This window comes from Microbulbifer maximicatervae (SeqCode), from assembly GCF_052467615.1.
The window spans coordinates 4,616,223-4,634,655 of the sequence record NZ_CP174319.1; the positions used below are offsets into that span (position 1 = coordinate 4,616,223).

An 18,433-nucleotide genomic window follows, 5' to 3' on the forward strand; every position below is an offset into this window, starting at 1 on the left:
ACCCAGGAGATCAGAGATGAAAGAAGCCCAAGTAAACCGAGAAATCGCAATTAACCGCCCAATTGATGAGGTCTGGAAAGTCCTCGCCGTTGATTTTGATACAGCTTACGAGTGGATGACGTTAATCCCTCATTCCTTCGCTAAGGAAGGAAAACCTGTTGAAAATGCGAGTGTAGAAGGCCGGGTTTGTGTCCTGACAAATAAGGGACCGTCGGGTCTTGTCGCAGATGAAACTATTACAAGGTTTGATGAGAAAAACTATGAACTGGATGTCTCGGTTGAAACCAAAAATACGCCACCGGGATTCCCCGTTAAAAAGAGTTTATCTCAATTTAAATTAAGCCCCTCTGTTGGTGGAGGCACAACAGTGAATTTCACCGCAAATATGGAGTTAAATGCTTTAGGAGGCGTGTTGAGTCCTGTGGTGAAGAAGATGACTGGCTCTCAATTTGAGCAAATGCTGAAGGACCTGAAAATTTACATGGAAAAAGGAGGTCATCTTGCAAAAGGGGCAGTTGCCTAGCCTATCGCATGATAAGTAATTTAAAGACTCTTCTGGATTTACGCGGAAGTAAATAGAAGAGTCTCCCTTTTAAAAAAAATACAGCGAGTCGAGACTCGCCTTTTGTAATAGATTTTATTATTCGGTAAATACGTAAAAAGTATTTACTTTAAAAACGGCTGGGATAGAAGGTCTTGTTAAAGAGATAGGCGAAGTACGCTAGTCCTCGCCGAGTAGTCCATTCTATTTTTCCAACAGCAATCCGCACTCCCGGTGCTCCTCACCTTTAGTTGGATCAAAGTAAATATCGTTATCGGGGAGGTCATTCTCGTAAACATACTCTTCCACATCGATTTCCTTGAGGTGGAACATCGGTGCCACTCGAATAGTACCGTGGTTGCCCTGGGTGAAAATATCCAGGTTTTTGCGGTGCGAATTCTGATCGTGGCGGATACCGTTTAGCCATACATCCGGCTGCAATTCCTGCATAGCGCGGTTAAACGGCTCCAATTTAACGGTCCTGGAGAAGAAGTCATGCTCTGGGGTGTCCAGCTGCGGGATCCCCCCGTACACAGCGTTGTAGTGGGCCGCGGACATCTTCGGTGAGTAGGTGCGCAGGTTCAAATCGAGAGATTTGACCACGTTTTCGATATGGCGATAGGTTTCCGGGGTGTTATAGCCATGATCCACCCAAATTACCGGGATATCCGGTTTGGCGCGCGTAACCAAGTGGAGAAAGGCTATCGCCAAAGGGCGGAAATTAGTAAAAACCACCGGGTTCTGAGCGTGCTCCATAGTGAACTGCATAATTTCGCTTGGCTTGGCGCCAGCGAAACGCAGGTTCATGGACTCCAGATCCGCATCGTGATGAAAGGTGCGTTCTGGAATAGGCTGTAAAGTTTGGCTGGAAGCGTTGCGTCCCATAAAAATTCAGCGCTCAGGAAAATTATGATGGGAGGCATGCTACCCGGTTCAAGAGTCGCGTAGAAACAATAAAAAGAAGTGATTCAATAAGCTTCAGTTATAAGGGAAAGCCTATTAAATGGGAATAATGCTGCAAATTTTATCTTGCAGATGCCCTCGGGCACTGCATGGAGATTGAATGCTGGCCATACTCCACGTTATAGCTGCGCTCCACCTCTACAAAACCATGCTTTTGTAGAAAGTATCGAGTGCGAAGATTCTCACGAAGTACTTCAGCCTTTAGTGGATAACGCCGCTCACGAATTGCAGAAATAAGGTTAGTGCCGATTCCACAACCGGTAAATAAAGGACTGACACAGAGGTGGGTGACGGTACCGTCACTAAGCAGCGTGATAAAGGCTTCCGCGACAGCGTTGTTGCGACCGGTATAAACCAGGCATTGAGTGGCATTACGGCAGTCTTTACGAAATTGAGCTATACGGTCCACCCAAAACTGGCGGGGTATGGAGGGGTGGGAGTTCGCTGATGCATGTAGCCAAAGTTGCTCCAACCTGTCCAGCTCTTTGAGTTTTGCCTTTCTAATCATGGGCACACCCGAAGCGGATACGTGAGCCCAATGCTAGTCAGATCGAAGAGTAGATCCTAGAAAACATCTGCTTATAAGAAAACCTTAAAGTTGCAGGCACTCCAATGAAGTTCGTGGCGCTAAACAACAAAAATAAGAGTGTAAATAAAGTGTAATGGGAATGTTAAAATACAATCATTCGTATTTATAAAAACAATGACTCAAGGTTACTAATAATCCTTGGAGGGTTCATGAAGCACATTCCATTTACACCCCTGGCCTTTACGATAGCCACTACTATTGCTGCGCCGACCTTAGCCGAGCAACAGTTGGAGAGCATAACAGTAATCGGCGAATCCTCATCTATTTCCAAATTGCCTGGCTCTGCACACTTGGTTGATGCTGATGAGTTAGCCGAGTTCGAGTTTGTAGATATAAATCGCATGATGCGCTCAGTTCCTGGGGTCTACATTCTTGAAGAAGATGGCTACGGATTGCGTCCGAATATCGGGATTCGCGGTGCCCAAGGGGGACGCTCCGCCAAAATTTCCTTGATGGAAGATGGAGTGTTAGTGGCTCCGGCTCCTTACTCTGCACCAGAAGCTTATTATTTCCCCAGTGCGGGCCGCATGAATGCGATTGAGGTGTTGAAAGGCCCCGGATCTCTGCAATATGGCCCATTCACCGTGGGTGGTGCAGTCAATATGTTGAGCACACCTATTCCCACTGCCAGTGAAGGTATGGTGCAACTAGAGGCCGGAGAATTCGGAGAGACCCGTTTGCATGCTCATTATGGCGCCAGTACAGAAAATACTGGCTGGTTGTTGGAAACACAGCAGCAGTATGCAGATGGATTCAGAGAAATCGATAGTGCCGGCAGCGCAGATATTGCTAAAGAAGACTATCTGTTAAAGGGTCGTATCAGTTCCGATAGAGACGCAACTTATCGCCAGCAGTTGGACATCAAGCTGCAGTACTCTGAAGAAGAGTCTGGCATGAGCTATCTGGGGCTGAGTGATGCGGACTTTAATGATGATCCAAATCGCCGTTATGGTATTAGCGCGCTAGATGAAATGCAGAACCGCCACAGCTCTATTCAGCTGAATCACAGTATTGAACTGAGCGAAAGCTTTAGTTTGCATACCCAGGCTTACTACAACAAGTTCAAGCGCGACTGGTTTAAAGTCAGTCTTGGAAGTTTAATCGAACAAGCAAATAGTGATGATGAAGCCGAAGCTGCTAATGCTCAGGCGATACTTGATGGGCAGCAGGATTATCTTGATTTTGGTATTAAGCACAATAATCGCGAGTATGAAGCTAAAGGTATCCAGATCAGTGCTGACTGGCTATTTAATACCGGTCCAGTAGCCCATGAGTTGACACTTGGGGTACGCCAACACCAAGACGAGGTGGACAGATACCAGCCAGTAGAAATTTATAATCAGATTGATGGCCAGTTGGTATTTGATCGTATTGAATTGCCAAGCTCAAGTAACAACCGTATTGAAGAAGCTGAGGCTATCTCCCTCTTTTTCTATGACGATATCAAGCTGAGTGACAAACTGACTCTGACAGCCGTACTCCGCTATGAGGATATAGAGACTGAACAGCAGCGCTACGAGGATACAGAACGTACAGAAAAGGGAAGTTACCGCTCCAATCAAGTGGATAAACTACTTCCTGGCGCGGGGGTGGTATATCAGGCTAGCGAGCAGTGGAGCCTTCTGGCTGGCATTCACCGCGGCTTCGCTCCTCCTGGAGCCGGAGCGGAAAATGGTCAGGGTCCCGAGCTGTCCACAAACTATGAATGGGGTGCACGCTTCGATAGTGGCAACCTAACAGCCGACGTGATTGCCTTCTACAGTGACTATGAAAATGCTGTACAGAATTGCTCGGTGGCGGTGCAATGCCCAAATGGTGCTGAGACAGGTACTTACCAATTAGGTGAGGCTGAAATCAAGGGAGTAGAAACATCCATCAGTAGTCAGTGGGTACTCACAAACGGCTGGATGCTGCCGGTCAGGGCTAGTTACACCTTTACTAAGGCAGAAATAACAGAGGACGGTGATGATGGCGAATTGCTTGCCGGCGACAACCTCGAATACCTCCCAGAAAATGTCTTTGCGATATCTGCGGGTCTGGATAGCGGCGCTGCTTGGCGTTTGAACCTGACTGCAGCCTATCAGGACGAGATGTGTGTTAATACCCAATGCAACCGGGGAGATACCGACCAATTTGATTATACCGAGTCACTTTGGGTTGTAGATGCTGCTGCGCATTATGATTTCATGGCTGACCTGACCGGTTACCTGAAAGTGGATAACCTGTTGGATGAGCAGGTTATTATTAGTCGCAGTCCAGATGGCGCCCGTGCAAATCGACCCCGCACTGCCACTTTAGGCATGAAGTATGTCTTTTGACCTGAAGTAGGCTCATCGATCTGAGAACAAGGCCCCGGTCATTACCGGGGCCTTGTGGGGTTCATGAGCACCTACTTATTGGTGTTTCCCCCGAGATGTACAAAATGAGCTTTTAGGTAGTTGGTTTCCGGAATTGCTGGATGCACAGGGTGATCGGCCCCTTGACCACCACTGGCCAGAATTGAGGCTGGGCGCCCCAAGCGGTGAGCGGCGCCACGGATACAGTCGAGAAGCTCATCAGATTGCAGATGCATAGAGCAGGAAGCGCTTACTAACAGCCCATCCTTTGCCAACAAACGCATTGCGAGTTCATTGATATGGCGATAGGCTGCCAAGCCGGCTTTATGATCTTTCCTCCGCTTAATAAAAGCGGGTGGGTCGAGCACAATCGCATCAAACCTCTCCCCCTCTGCGACCAACCCTTTGAGGACATCCAGTGCTTTACCCTGGACGGTTTTGAGCTTGTCGGTGAATCCATTGTGATCCGCATTGAGCAAACACCAGTCCAAGGCCTGCTGTGAGGCGTCTACGCACACTACCTCTGCCGCACCATTGGCCAGTGCCTGAATACCCCAACCGCCCGCGTAGGAAAACAGATCTAATACTTTTTTGCCGTTGACCCAGCGATTCAATAGCCTGCGGTTTTCCCGGTGATCGTAAAACCAACCGGTTTTCTGCCCCTGGTGTACCGGGGCCAGAAGTGGAACGCCGTTCTCCTCGAACGGGACCATCTCGGGTACATCTCCAAAGGCTACGGTGTGTACCAGCGGCATATCTTCAACTGCGCGACCCTGATGATCATTACGCAGCAGGATGCCCTTGGGGTTAACCATCTCTACCAACTTATCCACAATCGTTTGTTGGTAGCGCTCCATTCCCCAATTGCTGACCTGGACTACTAAATAATCCCCAAACCTATCCACTACCAAGCCCGGAAGCCAGTCAGAGTCACCGTATACCATCCGGTAGCTGGGGTGGGAAAAGTACCGTTGGCGCTGTTCAAATGCAGTTTGTATGCGCTCACAAACAGTATCTGTGGAAAAGTCAGAATTGCGACTGACTATTCGCCCACAAATAAGTTGGCTCGGATTTACAAAGGCTGTGCCGAGCAGCTTGCCCTGGCTATCGTGAACTTGGCACTGACTACCCGCATCAATTCCCTTTAATGGAGAGCGCTTAGTGTCCACCTCATTGCTGTAAATCCATAGGTGGCCACGCTTGAGTCGGCGCTCTGCGCCTCGATTCAGTATTAACTCCACCAAAAGGGGATCTCCGTTGATGTGTACAAATTAGGGGCCAATTGTGCGGACAGCTAAGTGAAGGTCAAGCCTGCAAGCTGATGTATGGCTCGTTCGGAGCTTTGAGAACCAATAGTCACCCGAGGGTTACTCATATCCGTCAAAGTTTATACGTCAGTACCGGAGAAAATGACTATCAATTTGGTGTAACAGGGTGTCTAAGCTGGCTATAACTGGCAGAATCTGGCGCCTGTAAGTCATTCTTATCCCCAGCCGTTGTGGAAAACTGCCGAGATGAATAAGCACCAACAAACACAAAATGGAGCTAGGAAAGTCGCCATGGTGGTCTGCCCGGGTGCAACTAGCCTGGATATCACAGGTCCCCTAGAGGTTTTTGCCTTGGCAAATGACCAGTTGCGCAAACAAGGGCGTTTCAACCAGGATTTCTATGATATTCAGTTGGTGGGACTTGAGTCTGGTCCGGTTACGACTTCGACAGGGGTTAAGGTTTTTATAGACCTTCCGTTTCATGAAGCTGAGGGGATTCATACCCTGTTAGTGAGCGGCATGCCACCGGACTCCTGTCAGCGCGCTTGTGCCAATAGTTCTGTTCTGGAGTGGCTGGCTGAGCAGCAGAAAAAAGTTGCTCGTATTGGTTCAATCTGTAGTGGGGCCTTGATGCTCGCCAACGCAGGCATTCTTAATGGACGGCGTGCTACAACGCATTGGGCGGATGTTCCTGAGTTGCAGGGGTTCCCCCAGGTAGAAGTGGATCCGGATGCCATCTTTGTCCGCGACGGTAATGTTTATACGTCGGCCGGAATTACTGCTGGAATTGATTTGGCTCTATCGATGATCGAGGAGGACCATGGGAGGGGCTTGGCACTCAACCTGGCTCGAATTCTTGTTCTTTACTTAAAGAGAGATGGAGGACAGCAGCAATTTAGTGTGCGATTGGAAAATCAGATAAACAGCGATCGTTTTGCAACTTTGATTGAATGGATGTACCAGAATATTAAGAAACCTATAACGGTGGAGAGGCTGGCTCAGGAAGCGGCTATGAGCCCACGGAATTTTGCCCGGAGCTTTGTGCGAGAACTTGGCGTAACGCCTGCTCGTTTTCTAGAGCAAATAAGAGTGGAACGAGCTTGCCAATTATTTTCCGAACAAAATCAGTCACAGGATAAAGTGGCAAAACTCTGTGGGTTTCAATCCCAAGAGCAATTGAGAAGAGCCTTTAAAAAGCACAAGGGTATTTTGCCTAGTGAATATCGAAAGCGTTTTCACTAAAAATATAGTTATTAATTACTTGCAGACAATTGTTAATATTTAATTTGGGAGATTTATATTTAGTGCAGTAAAACGTAATTGATGTTTTAAGTCGCATATCAACTGAACTTACTCATTCTTTTTTACCGAAGCTTATTTTTTAGCTTAGGAAGAATTTTCTGGATTGATGATACTACCGGAGTATAAGCTTTCTGCTGCTGTGAATATCAATCGAAAGACAAAAAATTTTTGGCACTTTGGTCGATTATCCCCAGACATAGCGAGCGCTTTAATTCATCAGCAGAATGCACTCAATTGCGAATGAAAAAACCGGCCAAACTCCGGCCGGTTTTGACTTTCACTTCCTACCATCAATTATCAGCGTGTGAGGCCTATTGAGTATTAATCATGACCTGGGTTTTGGAAAAATCTTTTTCTCCGTCACCATGAGTCAAAATACCAAGATGGCGGGTATTGGGAGTAATGTTCATCCACTCCAAAGAAACTACCCCAGTTCCGCCAATCTGTGCTTGAGCCGGCGCATCCACTGCGGTATTTCCATTGTCCCCGTTCAGATTAAAATTGAACAAGCTGAAATTGGTGGGGCCGGCGGATGTCGCATAATCGACAACAACGGCTGCATATTGACCGGGAGAGGGGTTAGCCAGGGAAACTGACTCTGCAGAAGTGGCGCTGCCGCTGGTACCGACTTCGGGATAATTTGGCGCTGGGCCATAAACTTCCAGGTCCAGGTCGTCATTTCCGCTACCGTCGCCCACATCGGCATCATACATAGCGATATGCGCAAGCTCTGTTCCCTGAGGGATATCAAAGAAAATTACTTGAACATCGCCATCTTCAACAGTGGTTGTAGTGGCCTCACCCTCCGCCAGGCCAGTGACATTCACCTGGAAATCACCGTTGTAGCCGAAGCCCACATCGAGTTCGAGGTTGCCATCGGTGCCGCTGCCAGTTAATTGCTGTGGTGCAGCTAGAGGAACAGGCCGAATAGCAATTGGGCTGCGCACACTGATCTGAGAGCCTACAGATTGCCAGGTGAGGTCACCAAAGACCCAGGTATTCATTTCGGCGGACTCTGTGGCGGTGAAGGTCACCTCAAACTCAGCACTCTCTCCCTCCCTGAGGCGCAGTACTTTCGGATTGATATCTACATCGATACCGAGTGGGGCGTTGATAGATGCCCAATACCAACGCTGGCCGGGGGCGACGCTAGTGACCCGGCGTTTGATAGTCTGGCTGCCGAGGAGGTCTGCGACCCCCATAGAAGCGAGGTTCAAGTCGCTGGAGTCGCTAGAGTATCCCAGGGACGTCAACGCATCACAGGTTGCGCTATCAACCATCTCGGGTTGGAGTTCAGCGCCACATAGGAAGGCGAGATAATCATTGAAGCCCGCATCGTAAACCAGCCCCGGTTTGAAGGCGTCACGGGGCACTATGGCACCGGCACCAATATCAAATGGTGTTGCATCCGCTGGTCCGTAAGACTTGCGCAGGTCATTGCGCGCACTCGTCATCAATGCGGACTTGGCCATTGCCGGGCTCCAGTGCGGGTTAGCCTGCTTTAGCAGCGCCATCACACCGGCCACATGCGGACTCGCCATAGAGGTGCCACTCAGAGCCCCAAACAGTTCTCCTCCACTCAGTACCGGAGAAATTCCCGCGATAATGCCAACCCCCGGGGCACTGATATCCGGCTTGATAATATCCGGCGCACCACCATTTTGACCGCGAGATGAAAAGTTTGCGACGCGGTCTTCCCTTGGGATCAATTGAGACGGATCGATAACTCCAGAAACTTCGCTGCTGGCTGCGAGAGTTTCACCCTCGTAGTACGAGATCATCATTCCGGGGATGCGGGTATCAGGGGCTGACATGGTAATCGGGTTGATGCGATCGTCTGCAGTACCGTCGTTGTAAACAACGATAGCCAAGGCTCCGGCATCGGCAGCATTATTATATTTATCGGTAAAGGAGCAACCCCCACGTTTTACTAGAGCAATACTGCCCTCCAAAGACTCACTGTTAGTGACTTCGCTACAGGCTTCTAACGGCTCGCTGAGAACAACCTCAGCAGAGACTGCTCCAACCTCTTCAAGGCTTACGGTGCTGTTGCCCTCACGCCCCTCATAAATTCCGGAAATGGATTCTGGCGAGGATATCTGTAGGGCTAAACCGAAGCTTTGGTCATCCTCTGAGGCGCCGACTGCGGTTATCCAGGGTACTCCCGAAGGAGTGCCCATAGTCTCGGGTCCGGGTCCGTTGTTACCTGCAGATGTGGCGACAAAAACGCCGGCATCGGCGGCAAATAAAAATGCGATGTCATCGGCACCACTAAAGGTGGTGCTGGCGCCACCTATCGAGAAGTTAATAACATCCACACCATCGGCCACGGCTTCATCAATAGCCGCCATGGAGTCGGCCGACGAACAACCACTATCGTCGGGATCTGGGGCGTCCCAGCAGACTTTATACACCGCGATGCGGGCTCGTGGCGCCATTCCGGTAAGGGTTTTTCCATCCGGGGTAATAACGCCATAGTTACCGGCGGCAGTGGTCGCGGTGTGGGTACCGTGCCCGTCTGCATCCCTGGCTGACAGGAATTCGTAATCTGCCAATTCGTTGTTGGTCAGGAAGGCATCGGAAAATGACTTGGCCTTGATCAGCTTATTGTTACAGGTAAACGCAGCGTCGTTGGGGTTTTGGTCACTGTTACCAAATTCGCAACCGTCACCAGTAAAGCTCTCCGGTATTGAACCGTAGGGAACTTGGGGCCCCAGGTTGCCCTGTAACGGTGTAGCTATGTCTGCGACACTCTGGTGTTCAGGGTGGATCCCTGTGTCTATAACACCTACAACAATATCCTCACCCGTAATCCCCCAGAGCCATGGGCTGGGCATATCTGTGATGCCGAGGAAGTCCGCAGTGGAGTCAGTATGGGGCTTTAGTAATTCATCTTCCCAAACACCTTTAACGTCGGCGCGACCGCGCAGAGCAGCCGCTTCCTTTTCGCTCATTACGGCGGCGAAGCCATTAAAAGCGGTGTCGTATTCATGAACAGTGCGTGCGCTGGGAACGGTGGATAGAACTTGTTCCCGCCGCGACCGAAGGAAATTGGAATAGTGCCGGTAGCTGCTGCTTTGGGGATCGAGTTTGCCACGGTTGGACGGTTTGGTGGCCGACAAACCGGGGATGGTACCGCTATAGGAAGACAGAGGCTCGCTATCTAATTGAACAATATAAACTTTTTTTGGTTTTTCCTGACTGGGGGCAAACTTACTTGTGGCTGACTCAGCAAATAGGCTGTTGGATAACAACATACCGGCTGTCAGGGCAGTAAGAATTTGTCTTTTCATTGGAGTATCCCTTTTATTGTTTTGTGCAGGCGGCAACAAAAGGCTTAAAAGAGCTCGTCGCTGGGGGCATTACTCCTTTTCCCCGACAGGAATGTTCAGAGCGTCATTTAAGCCTCACCCATCCCTGGCTTGGCACGAATCGCTGATACAACAATGGGCTCGCCCTCCCGCTAGTTGCTTTTAAAGGAATGCGCCATACAGCTCAATAAGTTGGCGCCTGGGTGAACAACTGATCGCAAAAATAGTGCGCCAGGTTAGATATTGGACGCTCGAATCATCTAGCGAAAAAAGAGAGGGAGCGGTTTAGGAGGATAATAAAAACTGAGAAAAATGCGAAAGATCAACAAATACTGAAGTGTTAGCCAGGCGGGGGTCGGGCTGCTCGATCAGGTGCTGTAACGTCTGATCACCTGCACCGGTTTTTACCAGAACGGGTTTACACCCCTTCTCCAACGCCAGATAAAGATCTGCCAGCTTGTCTCCGACCAAATAACAGTCGTGCAGGCTGGTATCAAATTCAGCCTCGATGGCATCCAGCAGACCCGCTAGGGGTTTGCGGCAGCGGCAATTATCTTCAGGGCCGTGGGGACAGTAGAAAATAGCGGCGATTTCGCCACCGGCATCCTCCACCTGAGTACGCATTTTAGCGTGCATTTCTTCCAGGTCATCCAGGTCAAATTGGCCCAGCGCCAGGCCGCTCTGATTGGTGGCTATCACCAGTTGATGGCCGGTCTGACTGAGCGCTGCCAGCGCTTCAATACTGCCGGGCAGGGGCTGCCATTCGTCGGCGGATTTGACGAATTTATCGGGGTTTTCGTTGATCACCCCGTCGCGGCCGAGAATGATAATTGCCATATTCGTATCTCCCTGATTTGCGAGGCGGGGGTTTAACACCCCGCCTCTGCAAGTCATTACTTGGCAGGAACCAGCAGGGAAATATCGGCAACTTCGAGGAACAGTGCGCGCAGCTGGGCTAATAGGGCCAAGCGGTTGTTGCGCAGTTGCTCGTCGTCACTCATTACCATCACGTGGTCGAAGAAGCTGTCTACGGTTTCACGCAGGCCCGCCAGGCCTGCGAGACCCTCGGCGAAGAGCGCATCGCTATACAGAGGCTCGACTTCTGTGCGGGCAACCTGTACTGCGGCGAACAGAGCCTTTTCCGCCTCTTCTTGCAACAGAGCTTCATCGACACTGCTGGGTACAGCACTGTCTAACTTGGCGAGGATATTGGAAACGCGTTTGTTGGCGGCGGCCAAAGCACCGGACTCCGGCAGCTGGCTAAACGCGTTAACCGCGTGCACGCGGTTGTCGATATCCAGTGGGCGGGACAGCTTGCGCGCGGCAACGGACATAAATACTTCGGTGGCGATACCCTGGTCTTCGTAGCGGGCGCGGAAGCGCTCCAGTACATATTGCAGAGTCTGTTCCACCACCTTGTCATATTCACCCAGGGCGGTGCGCGGATAGTTGTCGCGGGCCAATTCCAGCAATTTGCGCAGGTCCAGATCGAGACGCTTTTCTACGAGGATGCGGATGATACCCAGACTGGCGCGGCGCAGGGCGAAGGGGTCGCGAGAGCCGCTGGGGGGTTGGCCTATGCCGAAGATGCCGACCAAAGTATCTAGGCGATCCGCCAGGGCGATTACAGTGCCGGTATCGCTGGCGGGCAGCTCGTCACCGGCAAACTTGGGCATATACTGCTCGTACATGGCCTTGGCCACATCCAACGGCTCGCCGTCATTTTCGGCGTAGTAGTAGCCGGCGATGCCCTGCATATCGGCAAACTCGAACACCATCTCGGTAACCAGGTCCGACTTACACAGGCGGCCGGCGCGCTCGGCCCAGTCGCCGTTGCTTCCGGTTTTCTCAGCGATGGTGCGGGCCAGGGCAGCTACCCGTTCAGTCTTGTCGTAGACGCTACCCAGGTGCTGCTGGAACACGATTTGGCGCAGTTTCTCGCGGCGTGATTCCAGGCTGGTCTTCTTGTCTGTCTCAAAGAAGAAGGCGGCATCCGCCAGGCGTGGACGGATTACGCGCTCATTGCCGTGGATAACCTGAGCGGCATCCTGGCTCTCGATATTGGACACGGTGATAAAGAAAGGCAGCAATTGGCCATCTTCATCTACCACATGGAAATATTTCTGGTGCTCCTTCATGGAGGAGATCAGGGCTTCAGCAGGTACTTCCAGGAAGCGCTCTTCGAAGCGACCGGTGAGGGCGACAGGCCATTCAACCAGTGCAGTCACTTCGTCGAGCAGATCGTCATCGATGACCGCTTCACCATTGACGTTGTTGGCTTCGGCGATCACCTGGGCGCGAATGGCTTCGCGGCGCTCGGCGAAGTCGGCCATTACGTAACCGGGTTCGCGCAGAACCTGTGCATAGTCGTGAGCGGAGTGGATCTCCAGCTCGCGATTGCAGTGGAAGCGATGACCGCGGCTGGTGTTACCGGCTTTTAAGCCGAGCACTTCACCGTTTACTACCTTGTTGCCAAACAGCATGACGAGCCAGTGCACCGGGCGCACGAACTCCTCGCGGCGCGCCCCCCAGCGCATACGCTTGGGAATTGGCAGTTGCGCCAATGCTTTCTCGACAATGCCCGCTAACAGGGATTCGGTTTCAGCGCCTTTTTGCTCGCTGATAAAGGCCAGGCGCTCGCCTTTGTCGGTCTCTTTGCGTCCCAGCTCTTCAACAGCTACGCCGTTGCTGCGGGCGAACCCCTCAGCGGCTTTACTGGGCTTACCCTCTTTATCGAAAGCGGCTTTGACAGCCGGGCCCAGCTTTTCAATTTGTTTGTCTTGCTGCTTATCTGCCAAACCGAATACTGCTACGGCCAGGCGACGGGGGGCTGCGTAGGTTTTAACTTCGCCAAAAGACAACTCGGCGCCTTTGAGGCCCTGGGTAATACCATCGGCGAAAGCGTTCATTAATTTGTGTAACGCCTTGGGCGGCAGCTCTTCGGTGCCCAGCTCTACCAGAAAATCCTGAGCCATTACTGCTTCTCCTCTTGCTCGATGTCTTCCGCCAAAATATCTGCCCGCAGTGCTTCATCGGCCATGGGGAAGCCTAAGGCGCGGCGCGCATCGTAGTAAGCCTGTGCCACGGCGCGGGCCAGGGTTCGTACGCGCAGGATATAGCGCTGGCGCTCAGTCACTGAAATGGCGTGGCGGGCATCCAGAAGGTTGAAGGCGTGGGAGGCCTTCATAACTTGCTCGTAAGCGGGGAGCGGCAGGCCCAGCTCAATCAGGCGTGTGCTCTCGCGCTCGCAGTGATCGAAGGTCGCGAACAGGAACTCCACATCGGCGTGTTCAAAGTTGTAGTGGGACATTTCCACTTCGTTCTGATGGAAAACGTCGCCGTAGGTGACGGGGCTGCCATCCGGGTTGCGGGTCCACACTAAATCGTAGATAGACTCGACACCTTGCAGGTACATGGCGATACGCTCAAGACCGTAGGTGATCTCGCCGGTAACTGGGTAGCACTCGAGGCCGCCAACCTGCTGGAAGTAGGTGAACTGGGTAACTTCCATACCATTCAGCCAAACTTCCCAGCCGAGGCCCCAGGCGCCCAGGGTTGGGGATTCCCAGTTGTCCTCAACAAAGCGAATATCGTGGACAGCGGGATCTACGCCCATGGCGCGAAGGCTATCGAGGTACAATTCCTGGATATTGTCCGGGGATGGTTTCATTACTACCTGGTATTGGTAGTAGTGCTGAAGGCGGTTGGGGTTCTCACCGTAGCGGCCATCGGTAGGGCGGCGGCAGGGCTGTACATAGGCCGCATTCCAGTTTTCCGGGCCTATGGCACGGAGGAAGGTCGCTGGATGAAAGGTGCCGGCGCCCACTTCCATATCCAGAGGCTGTAGAATGACGCACCCTTGGCGCGCCCAATAATCCTGCAGGGCAAAAATGAGTCCCTGAAAGGTACTGAGATCGTATTGCTTGGACACCGCTATCTCCGGATCAGTATCTGCTGTGGGCAAAGGGACGCAATTATAGCGGCAGCGGCTCCTGTGCTTAAAGCGCTATAGCCGCTTCGGAGGTGTCAATGTTCATTCTCGAACTAGATAGCCGTCTCAAAATGGCTTTTGTGGATAGGAAGTAATTCAGTGGATATTAAAGGGCGCCTTGCAGTAGGGGCACTGAAAATCATTGGCAAACTGCCGTTGTCTTGGTCGCGACGCCTCGGTTTACTCGTTGGCAAAATTGCTGTGTGGACGCGCTCTGAGGGGCTGCGTCTGAGCCGTATAAACCTGGAGTTGTGCTATCCGGCCATGGACCCAAAGCAGCGCGAACGGCTCGCCAGAGAGAGCGTGATCAGTACTGCAATGACCGGCTTTGAGATGGCGACCCTATGGAACACCCCCTGGGCCAAAAGTAAGAATGCGATTGTGGGAGTGCGCAACCAGCACTTGCTCGACGGGAGTGAAGAAGGCAGGACCGGCACAATTGTACTGATGCCGCATACGGGCAATTGGGAAATTTTTGGCTTGCATGTAGGCACCCTGGCTCCCTGCACAGTGCTATACCAGCCTCCCAAAATTGAAGCTTTGGACCCGGTTATTCGCAATGGGCGGGAAGTGACCGGTGGCAAGATGGTTCCCACCAACGTACATGGGGTTCGCTCGCTACTTAAGGCTCTCAAAGCCGGTAATTTTGCCCTGATACTTCCCGATCAGGAGCCGGATATGGGCGGTGATTTTGTCCCTTTCTTTGGGCGCCCGGCATTGACGATGACCTTGGTTCACAATTTGATACAGCGCACTAATTGCCATGTGGTGTTTGGTTTCGGCAAGCGCGTTGAAGGTGGTTTTGAGCTGGTATTTGTCCCTGCGGAAAAGGCCATTTATAGCGATGAGCAGAAAGTTTCCCTGGCGGCGATGAATCGGGGAGTGGAGGCCTGTATTGCCCAGGCACCAGAGCAATATCAGTGGGAATACAAGCGCTTCAGGAAACAGCCGGAAGGCAAGAGTAAAATTTACCGCAAGAAAAAGTAGGGGCTCTTCATAGAAGCCCCCACATAAAATTATTTAAGTCGCGTGCCGGAAAGCGACCACAACCGGCATGCGTGCCGCGCGCCAGGCTGGGAAGAAGCCGCTGATAAAACCGATCACCAGCGCCAATACGGCGCCCTGCACAAACAGGTCTGGGGACATCTCAAAACTGAACACCACCTGGGTAAAACTGCCTCCCAGAGTTGAGGTGTTGAGACCGTCGAAAAACAGGTAAGCAGCCAGGGAACCCAAAAGCCCGCCGGCAACAGCTAAAACCATTGCCTCAGCAATAGTGCCGCAGAACGCGGAGAAGTTGCTGAATCCCAACGCGCGCAAAGTAGCGATTTCACGAGCCCGATCCGCTACCGAGGTATACATGGTGTTGAGCGCCCCGGCCAGTGCGCCTAGCGCCATCACAGAGCTGATAATCCAGCCAAAAGTAGCGATATATTGCAGTTGTTTACCCTGGCTGGCGAAGTACTCCTGTTCGGTTTGCGCTTCCAGGTTCAGGCGGGGCTCGCGTTTGATGGTTTCCTGAATGGGCTTGAGATCGCCGTTATTCTCCAATTGCAAACGGATTGACTGGTAGCTGTTGCCGCGGTTGTAGTGACTTTGGATAATTTTGATATCTGCCCACAGCTCGCTCTCAAATATATTACCCCCTGTGGAAAAGACCCCAACAACTGTCCACAAGTTTTTGCCAAAACGCACTTCTTTACCGATTTCGAAACCATTAAATTCACGCAATACCCCTTCACCAACAATCATTTCGTTAGTGCCGGGAGTAAACATTCGCCCCTCCACCATACGCATGTTATTGCGCATGGCCATGCCGGTTTCATTGAGACCGCGCAGGGGGATATTGGCTTCGGTGCCGGTGGATTTCTTCAGGCCATCGACAATAACGTAGAGCTCCGGTGATACCAGCGGGCCGTTCGTATCCCTGGCAACACCGGCCGATTCCGCAATCAGGTTGACCTGGTCCTGCAGGATTACAGAGTTGATTTCACTGGCAGCCCCCTCTCGCATCAGGATTGCGATCTGGCTGGAGCCGGCCCCACTCATGGTTGCCTCAAAGCCCTTGGCCATAGCGAGAAACGCCAGCAGGATTGCGACGACAACTGCCGAGGCAAATACCATGGCCAGTGACATCCACAGGCGCCGACGCAGGCTGCCCAGATTCATCAGGGTTACCGAAACAATTTGTGCAATAAGAGAACCCATAATTTCTTCTCCTTTAAGGTTTCCCCAGTGAAAACCATTGTGTAGTTTCAGTGGGGCACCAGTTTATTGTTGTCGGTTAAATGCAGTTACTATGTTAAGTCGCAGAGCCTGAAAGGCTGGCATCAGCCCGGTAATCAGACCCAACAACAACATAAATAGAATGGCTTGCAGGGCGATATCCCCATCCAAAATCAAGTTGGGCAAAAAGCGGGCAAGGAAGGTTTTTACTCCTTCGACCAGCAGCCAAGCTGCGGCCAGGCCGGAAAGGCCGCCGACAAAGGCAATTAACAGGGACTCCGACAGCACCATTCGGAAAATACGGGTGCTGGAAAAACCCAGGGTTTTTAATACGGCGATTTCCCCGGTACGCTCGCGAATAGCCAGCGCCATAGTGTTGCCAACCACTACCAATATGGTGAAGAAGGCAGTAAACACCACAGAAAAAATAATTAAGCCAATATTTCCGATTTGTTCAATAAAGGCTTTATTAAAGGCTTTTTCGGTACTGGTATCGGTTTCACTCTGTGAGTTGGCAAAATTGTCATCGATAGTTTTTGCGACGTTTTCATTGATGGCGGGATCATCGGTTGTTAGTGCCATCCAGCCAATCCAGTCGCCACCGAAAGTCTGTGTCTCCATAAAATATTTATAATGAAACAATAATTGGCGTGTATCGTACTGTTCCGTATCCCCTTTAAAAATCCCGGAAATCACAAATTCCCAGGTGTAGCCACCATCTTTGTGTGAAAAAATATTGGAGGATAAAGGAATCCTATCGCCCACTTTCCAGCCGTAAATCTGCGCGAGTTTTTCCCCAACCAAGGCCCCTTGCCGATTGTTAAACCAGGCCTGCTTTTGTTCCTCGGGAATAACAATTTCTTCATAGACTTTTAAATAGGATTCTGGATCCACAGCCATTGAAACGACCTGCCGGCTGGGTTCCTGAAAATAACCGCCAAACCAGTTGAGATGAGTTACATGTCTCACTCCCTCAACGGCAGCAACCTTTTGCACGTAGGCAATGGGTAGTGACTGGGTAAAGTTGATTCTATTGAATACCACCAGGCGATTATCAGCGGATAATTCCACGCTGGAATTTAATGCGGACTTGAGGCTGGTAACCGCACCGAAAATCAAGAAGGCAATAAAAATAGCAAAGCAAGTAAGGAATAGCCGCAAGGGCTTCCTTGTCATATTTTTAAAAACCAAATAAAAATCACTCATGCCACTATTTCCCTCTGCACAAATTGTCCTTTATCCAGATGCAGGGTGCGCTTGGCGTATCTTGCAGCCGCGGGATCATGGGTAACCATCACGATGGTTTTGCCGTGATCGCGGTTTAACAATTGCAGCATTTCCAGTATTTCATCTGCTGTGGCCCGATCCAGGTCACCGGTGGGCTCATCACACAGAATCAGTTTTGGATCGGAAACGATGGCGCGAGCGATGGCAACACGCTGTTGTTGGCCGCCGGACATTTCACTGGGCATATGTTTTGCCCGATCACTTAATCCCACCAGGGCCAGTGCGGTTTCCACATTATGGCGGCGTTGAGATTTGGAGAGATTTGTCAGCAGTAGCGGCAGCTCTACATTACGCTGGGCATTGAGCATCGGCATTAAATTGTAAAATTGGAAAATGAAACCAATATTTCTCGCTCGCCAGCGGGTTAGGGCGCCTTCATTGAGGGAGTCAATGCGCTCGCTGTCAAACCATATCTCTCCACCGCTGGGTTGATCGACGCCGCCCAACATATTTAACAGCGTTGTTTTACCGGAGCCCGAAGGCCCCATAATGGCAACGAAATCACCGCGATCAATTTCCATATTCAGGGATTCAAAAATGGAAATGGTCTCTTTGCCCTTGGTAAAACTTTTGCTGACATCCTTCAGCTGAAACAACACTTCCTCTGACATCTCAAATT

At 51.1% G+C, this 18,433-nt stretch carries 14 protein-coding genes; 4 read left to right on the forward strand and 10 right to left on the reverse strand.

Going from position 1 to position 18,433, the window contains the following annotated elements; translation table 11 throughout:
- Nucleotides 1-16: 16 nt before the first annotated feature.
- Nucleotides 17-523, forward strand: a complete 507-nt coding sequence (locus ACJJIM_RS20345) for an SRPBCC family protein (RefSeq protein WP_282930559.1) — start codon at nucleotides 17-19, stop codon at nucleotides 521-523.
- A gap of 222 nt (nucleotides 524-745) precedes the next feature.
- Here ACJJIM_RS20345 and ACJJIM_RS20350 read toward each other — a convergent pair whose 3' ends face one another.
- A complete protein-coding gene (locus ACJJIM_RS20350) occupies nucleotides 746-1,426 on the reverse strand; it encodes a phosphoadenosine phosphosulfate reductase domain-containing protein (protein WP_444911839.1) in 681 nt (226 codons plus the stop codon).
- 139 nt (nucleotides 1,427-1,565) lie between these two features.
- Nucleotides 1,566-2,012, reverse strand: coding sequence for a GNAT family N-acetyltransferase (locus ACJJIM_RS20355; RefSeq protein WP_413663883.1), 447 nt, complete (start codon nucleotides 2,010-2,012; stop codon nucleotides 1,566-1,568).
- 230 nt (nucleotides 2,013-2,242) lie between these two features.
- On the opposite strand from ACJJIM_RS20355, the gene ACJJIM_RS20360 reads away from it, so the two are divergent.
- Complete coding sequence (locus ACJJIM_RS20360; RefSeq protein ID WP_444911840.1) at nucleotides 2,243-4,411, forward strand: TonB-dependent receptor family protein; 2,169 nt, start codon at nucleotides 2,243-2,245, stop codon at nucleotides 4,409-4,411.
- Between the two features lie 71 nt (nucleotides 4,412-4,482).
- On the opposite strand, the gene ACJJIM_RS20365 is transcribed toward ACJJIM_RS20360, so the two are convergent.
- The gene (locus ACJJIM_RS20365; protein ID WP_413663885.1) at nucleotides 4,483-5,670 is read right to left on the reverse strand and encodes a class I SAM-dependent rRNA methyltransferase; all 1,188 of its coding nucleotides are present in this window, start codon (nucleotides 5,668-5,670) and stop codon (nucleotides 4,483-4,485) included.
- Between the two features lie 273 nt (nucleotides 5,671-5,943).
- Between ACJJIM_RS20365 and ACJJIM_RS20370 the strand changes: the two genes are divergently transcribed.
- Nucleotides 5,944-6,939, forward strand: a complete 996-nt coding sequence (locus ACJJIM_RS20370) for a GlxA family transcriptional regulator (protein ID WP_413663886.1) — start codon at nucleotides 5,944-5,946, stop codon at nucleotides 6,937-6,939.
- A 371-nt stretch (nucleotides 6,940-7,310) separates the two neighbouring features.
- Here the strand turns inward: ACJJIM_RS20370 and ACJJIM_RS20375 are convergent, their stop codons facing one another.
- The 4 genes from ACJJIM_RS20375 to glyQ all read right to left on the reverse strand — a co-directional run bounded on the left by ACJJIM_RS20375 (nucleotide 7,311) and on the right by glyQ (nucleotide 14,241).
- The gene (locus ACJJIM_RS20375; RefSeq protein WP_444911841.1) at nucleotides 7,311-10,292 is read right to left on the reverse strand and encodes a S8 family serine peptidase; all 2,982 of its coding nucleotides are present in this window, start codon (nucleotides 10,290-10,292) and stop codon (nucleotides 7,311-7,313) included.
- Between the two features lie 303 nt (nucleotides 10,293-10,595).
- Nucleotides 10,596-11,147, reverse strand: a complete 552-nt coding sequence (gene gmhB, locus ACJJIM_RS20380) for a D-glycero-beta-D-manno-heptose 1,7-bisphosphate 7-phosphatase (RefSeq protein WP_444911842.1) — start codon at nucleotides 11,145-11,147, stop codon at nucleotides 10,596-10,598.
- A gap of 56 nt (nucleotides 11,148-11,203) precedes the next feature.
- Nucleotides 11,204-13,285 (reverse strand): glycine--tRNA ligase subunit beta, encoded by a 2,082-nt coding sequence (gene glyS / locus ACJJIM_RS20385; protein WP_444911843.1) that lies wholly within the window; start codon nucleotides 13,283-13,285, stop codon nucleotides 11,204-11,206.
- Nucleotides 13,285-14,241, reverse strand: coding sequence for a glycine--tRNA ligase subunit alpha (gene glyQ / locus ACJJIM_RS20390; RefSeq protein WP_282930551.1), 957 nt, complete (start codon nucleotides 14,239-14,241; stop codon nucleotides 13,285-13,287). The genes glyS and glyQ overlap by 1 nt, the downstream gene beginning before the upstream one ends.
- A 159-nt stretch (nucleotides 14,242-14,400) precedes the next feature.
- Here glyQ and ACJJIM_RS20395 point away from each other — a divergent pair, with 159 nt between their 5' ends.
- On the forward strand, nucleotides 14,401-15,288 hold the full coding sequence (locus ACJJIM_RS20395) for a lysophospholipid acyltransferase family protein (protein WP_413663890.1): 888 nt from the start codon (nucleotides 14,401-14,403) through the stop codon (nucleotides 15,286-15,288).
- Between the two features lie 33 nt (nucleotides 15,289-15,321).
- Here ACJJIM_RS20395 and ACJJIM_RS20400 read toward each other — a convergent pair whose 3' ends face one another.
- From ACJJIM_RS20400 to ACJJIM_RS20410, 3 genes are all read right to left on the reverse strand, one after another.
- The gene (locus ACJJIM_RS20400; protein ID WP_413663891.1) at nucleotides 15,322-16,509 is read right to left on the reverse strand and encodes an ABC transporter permease; all 1,188 of its coding nucleotides are present in this window, start codon (nucleotides 16,507-16,509) and stop codon (nucleotides 15,322-15,324) included.
- 63 nt (nucleotides 16,510-16,572) lie between these two features.
- Complete coding sequence (locus ACJJIM_RS20405) at nucleotides 16,573-17,733, reverse strand: ABC transporter permease (protein WP_413663892.1); 1,161 nt, start codon at nucleotides 17,731-17,733, stop codon at nucleotides 16,573-16,575.
- The gene (locus ACJJIM_RS20410; RefSeq protein ID WP_282930547.1) at nucleotides 17,730-18,425 is read right to left on the reverse strand and encodes an ABC transporter ATP-binding protein; all 696 of its coding nucleotides are present in this window, start codon (nucleotides 18,423-18,425) and stop codon (nucleotides 17,730-17,732) included. The genes ACJJIM_RS20405 and ACJJIM_RS20410 overlap by 4 nt, the downstream gene beginning before the upstream one ends.
- Between the last annotated feature and the right edge of the window lie 8 nt (nucleotides 18,426-18,433).

What these genes read in the sequence shown, in the direction of transcription:
- ACJJIM_RS20375 (WP_444911841.1), bottom strand. Translation starts at nt 10,292, where the DNA reads ATGAAAAGACAAATTCTTACTGCCCTGACAGCCGGTATGTTGTTATCC.
- glyS (WP_444911843.1), bottom strand. Translation starts at nt 13,285, where the DNA reads ATGGCTCAGGATTTTCTGGTAGAGCTGGGCACCGAAGAGCTGCCGCCC.
- ACJJIM_RS20400 (WP_413663891.1), bottom strand. Translation starts at nt 16,509, where the DNA reads ATGGGTTCTCTTATTGCACAAATTGTTTCGGTAACCCTGATGAATCTG.
- ACJJIM_RS20370 (WP_413663886.1), top strand. Translation starts at nt 5,944, where the DNA reads ATGAATAAGCACCAACAAACACAAAATGGAGCTAGGAAAGTCGCCATG.
- gmhB (WP_444911842.1), bottom strand. Translation starts at nt 11,147, where the DNA reads ATGGCAATTATCATTCTCGGCCGCGACGGGGTGATCAACGAAAACCCC.
- ACJJIM_RS20350 (WP_444911839.1), bottom strand. Translation starts at nt 1,426, where the DNA reads ATGGGACGCAACGCTTCCAGCCAAACTTTACAGCCTATTCCAGAACGC.
- ACJJIM_RS20360 (WP_444911840.1), top strand. Translation starts at nt 2,243, where the DNA reads ATGAAGCACATTCCATTTACACCCCTGGCCTTTACGATAGCCACTACT.
- ACJJIM_RS20345 (WP_282930559.1), top strand. Translation starts at nt 17, where the DNA reads ATGAAAGAAGCCCAAGTAAACCGAGAAATCGCAATTAACCGCCCAATT.
- ACJJIM_RS20405 (WP_413663892.1), bottom strand. Translation starts at nt 17,733, where the DNA reads ATGAGTGATTTTTATTTGGTTTTTAAAAATATGACAAGGAAGCCCTTG.
- ACJJIM_RS20410 (WP_282930547.1), bottom strand. Translation starts at nt 18,425, where the DNA reads ATGTCAGAGGAAGTGTTGTTTCAGCTGAAGGATGTCAGCAAAAGTTTT.
- ACJJIM_RS20355 (WP_413663883.1), bottom strand. Translation starts at nt 2,012, where the DNA reads ATGATTAGAAAGGCAAAACTCAAAGAGCTGGACAGGTTGGAGCAACTT.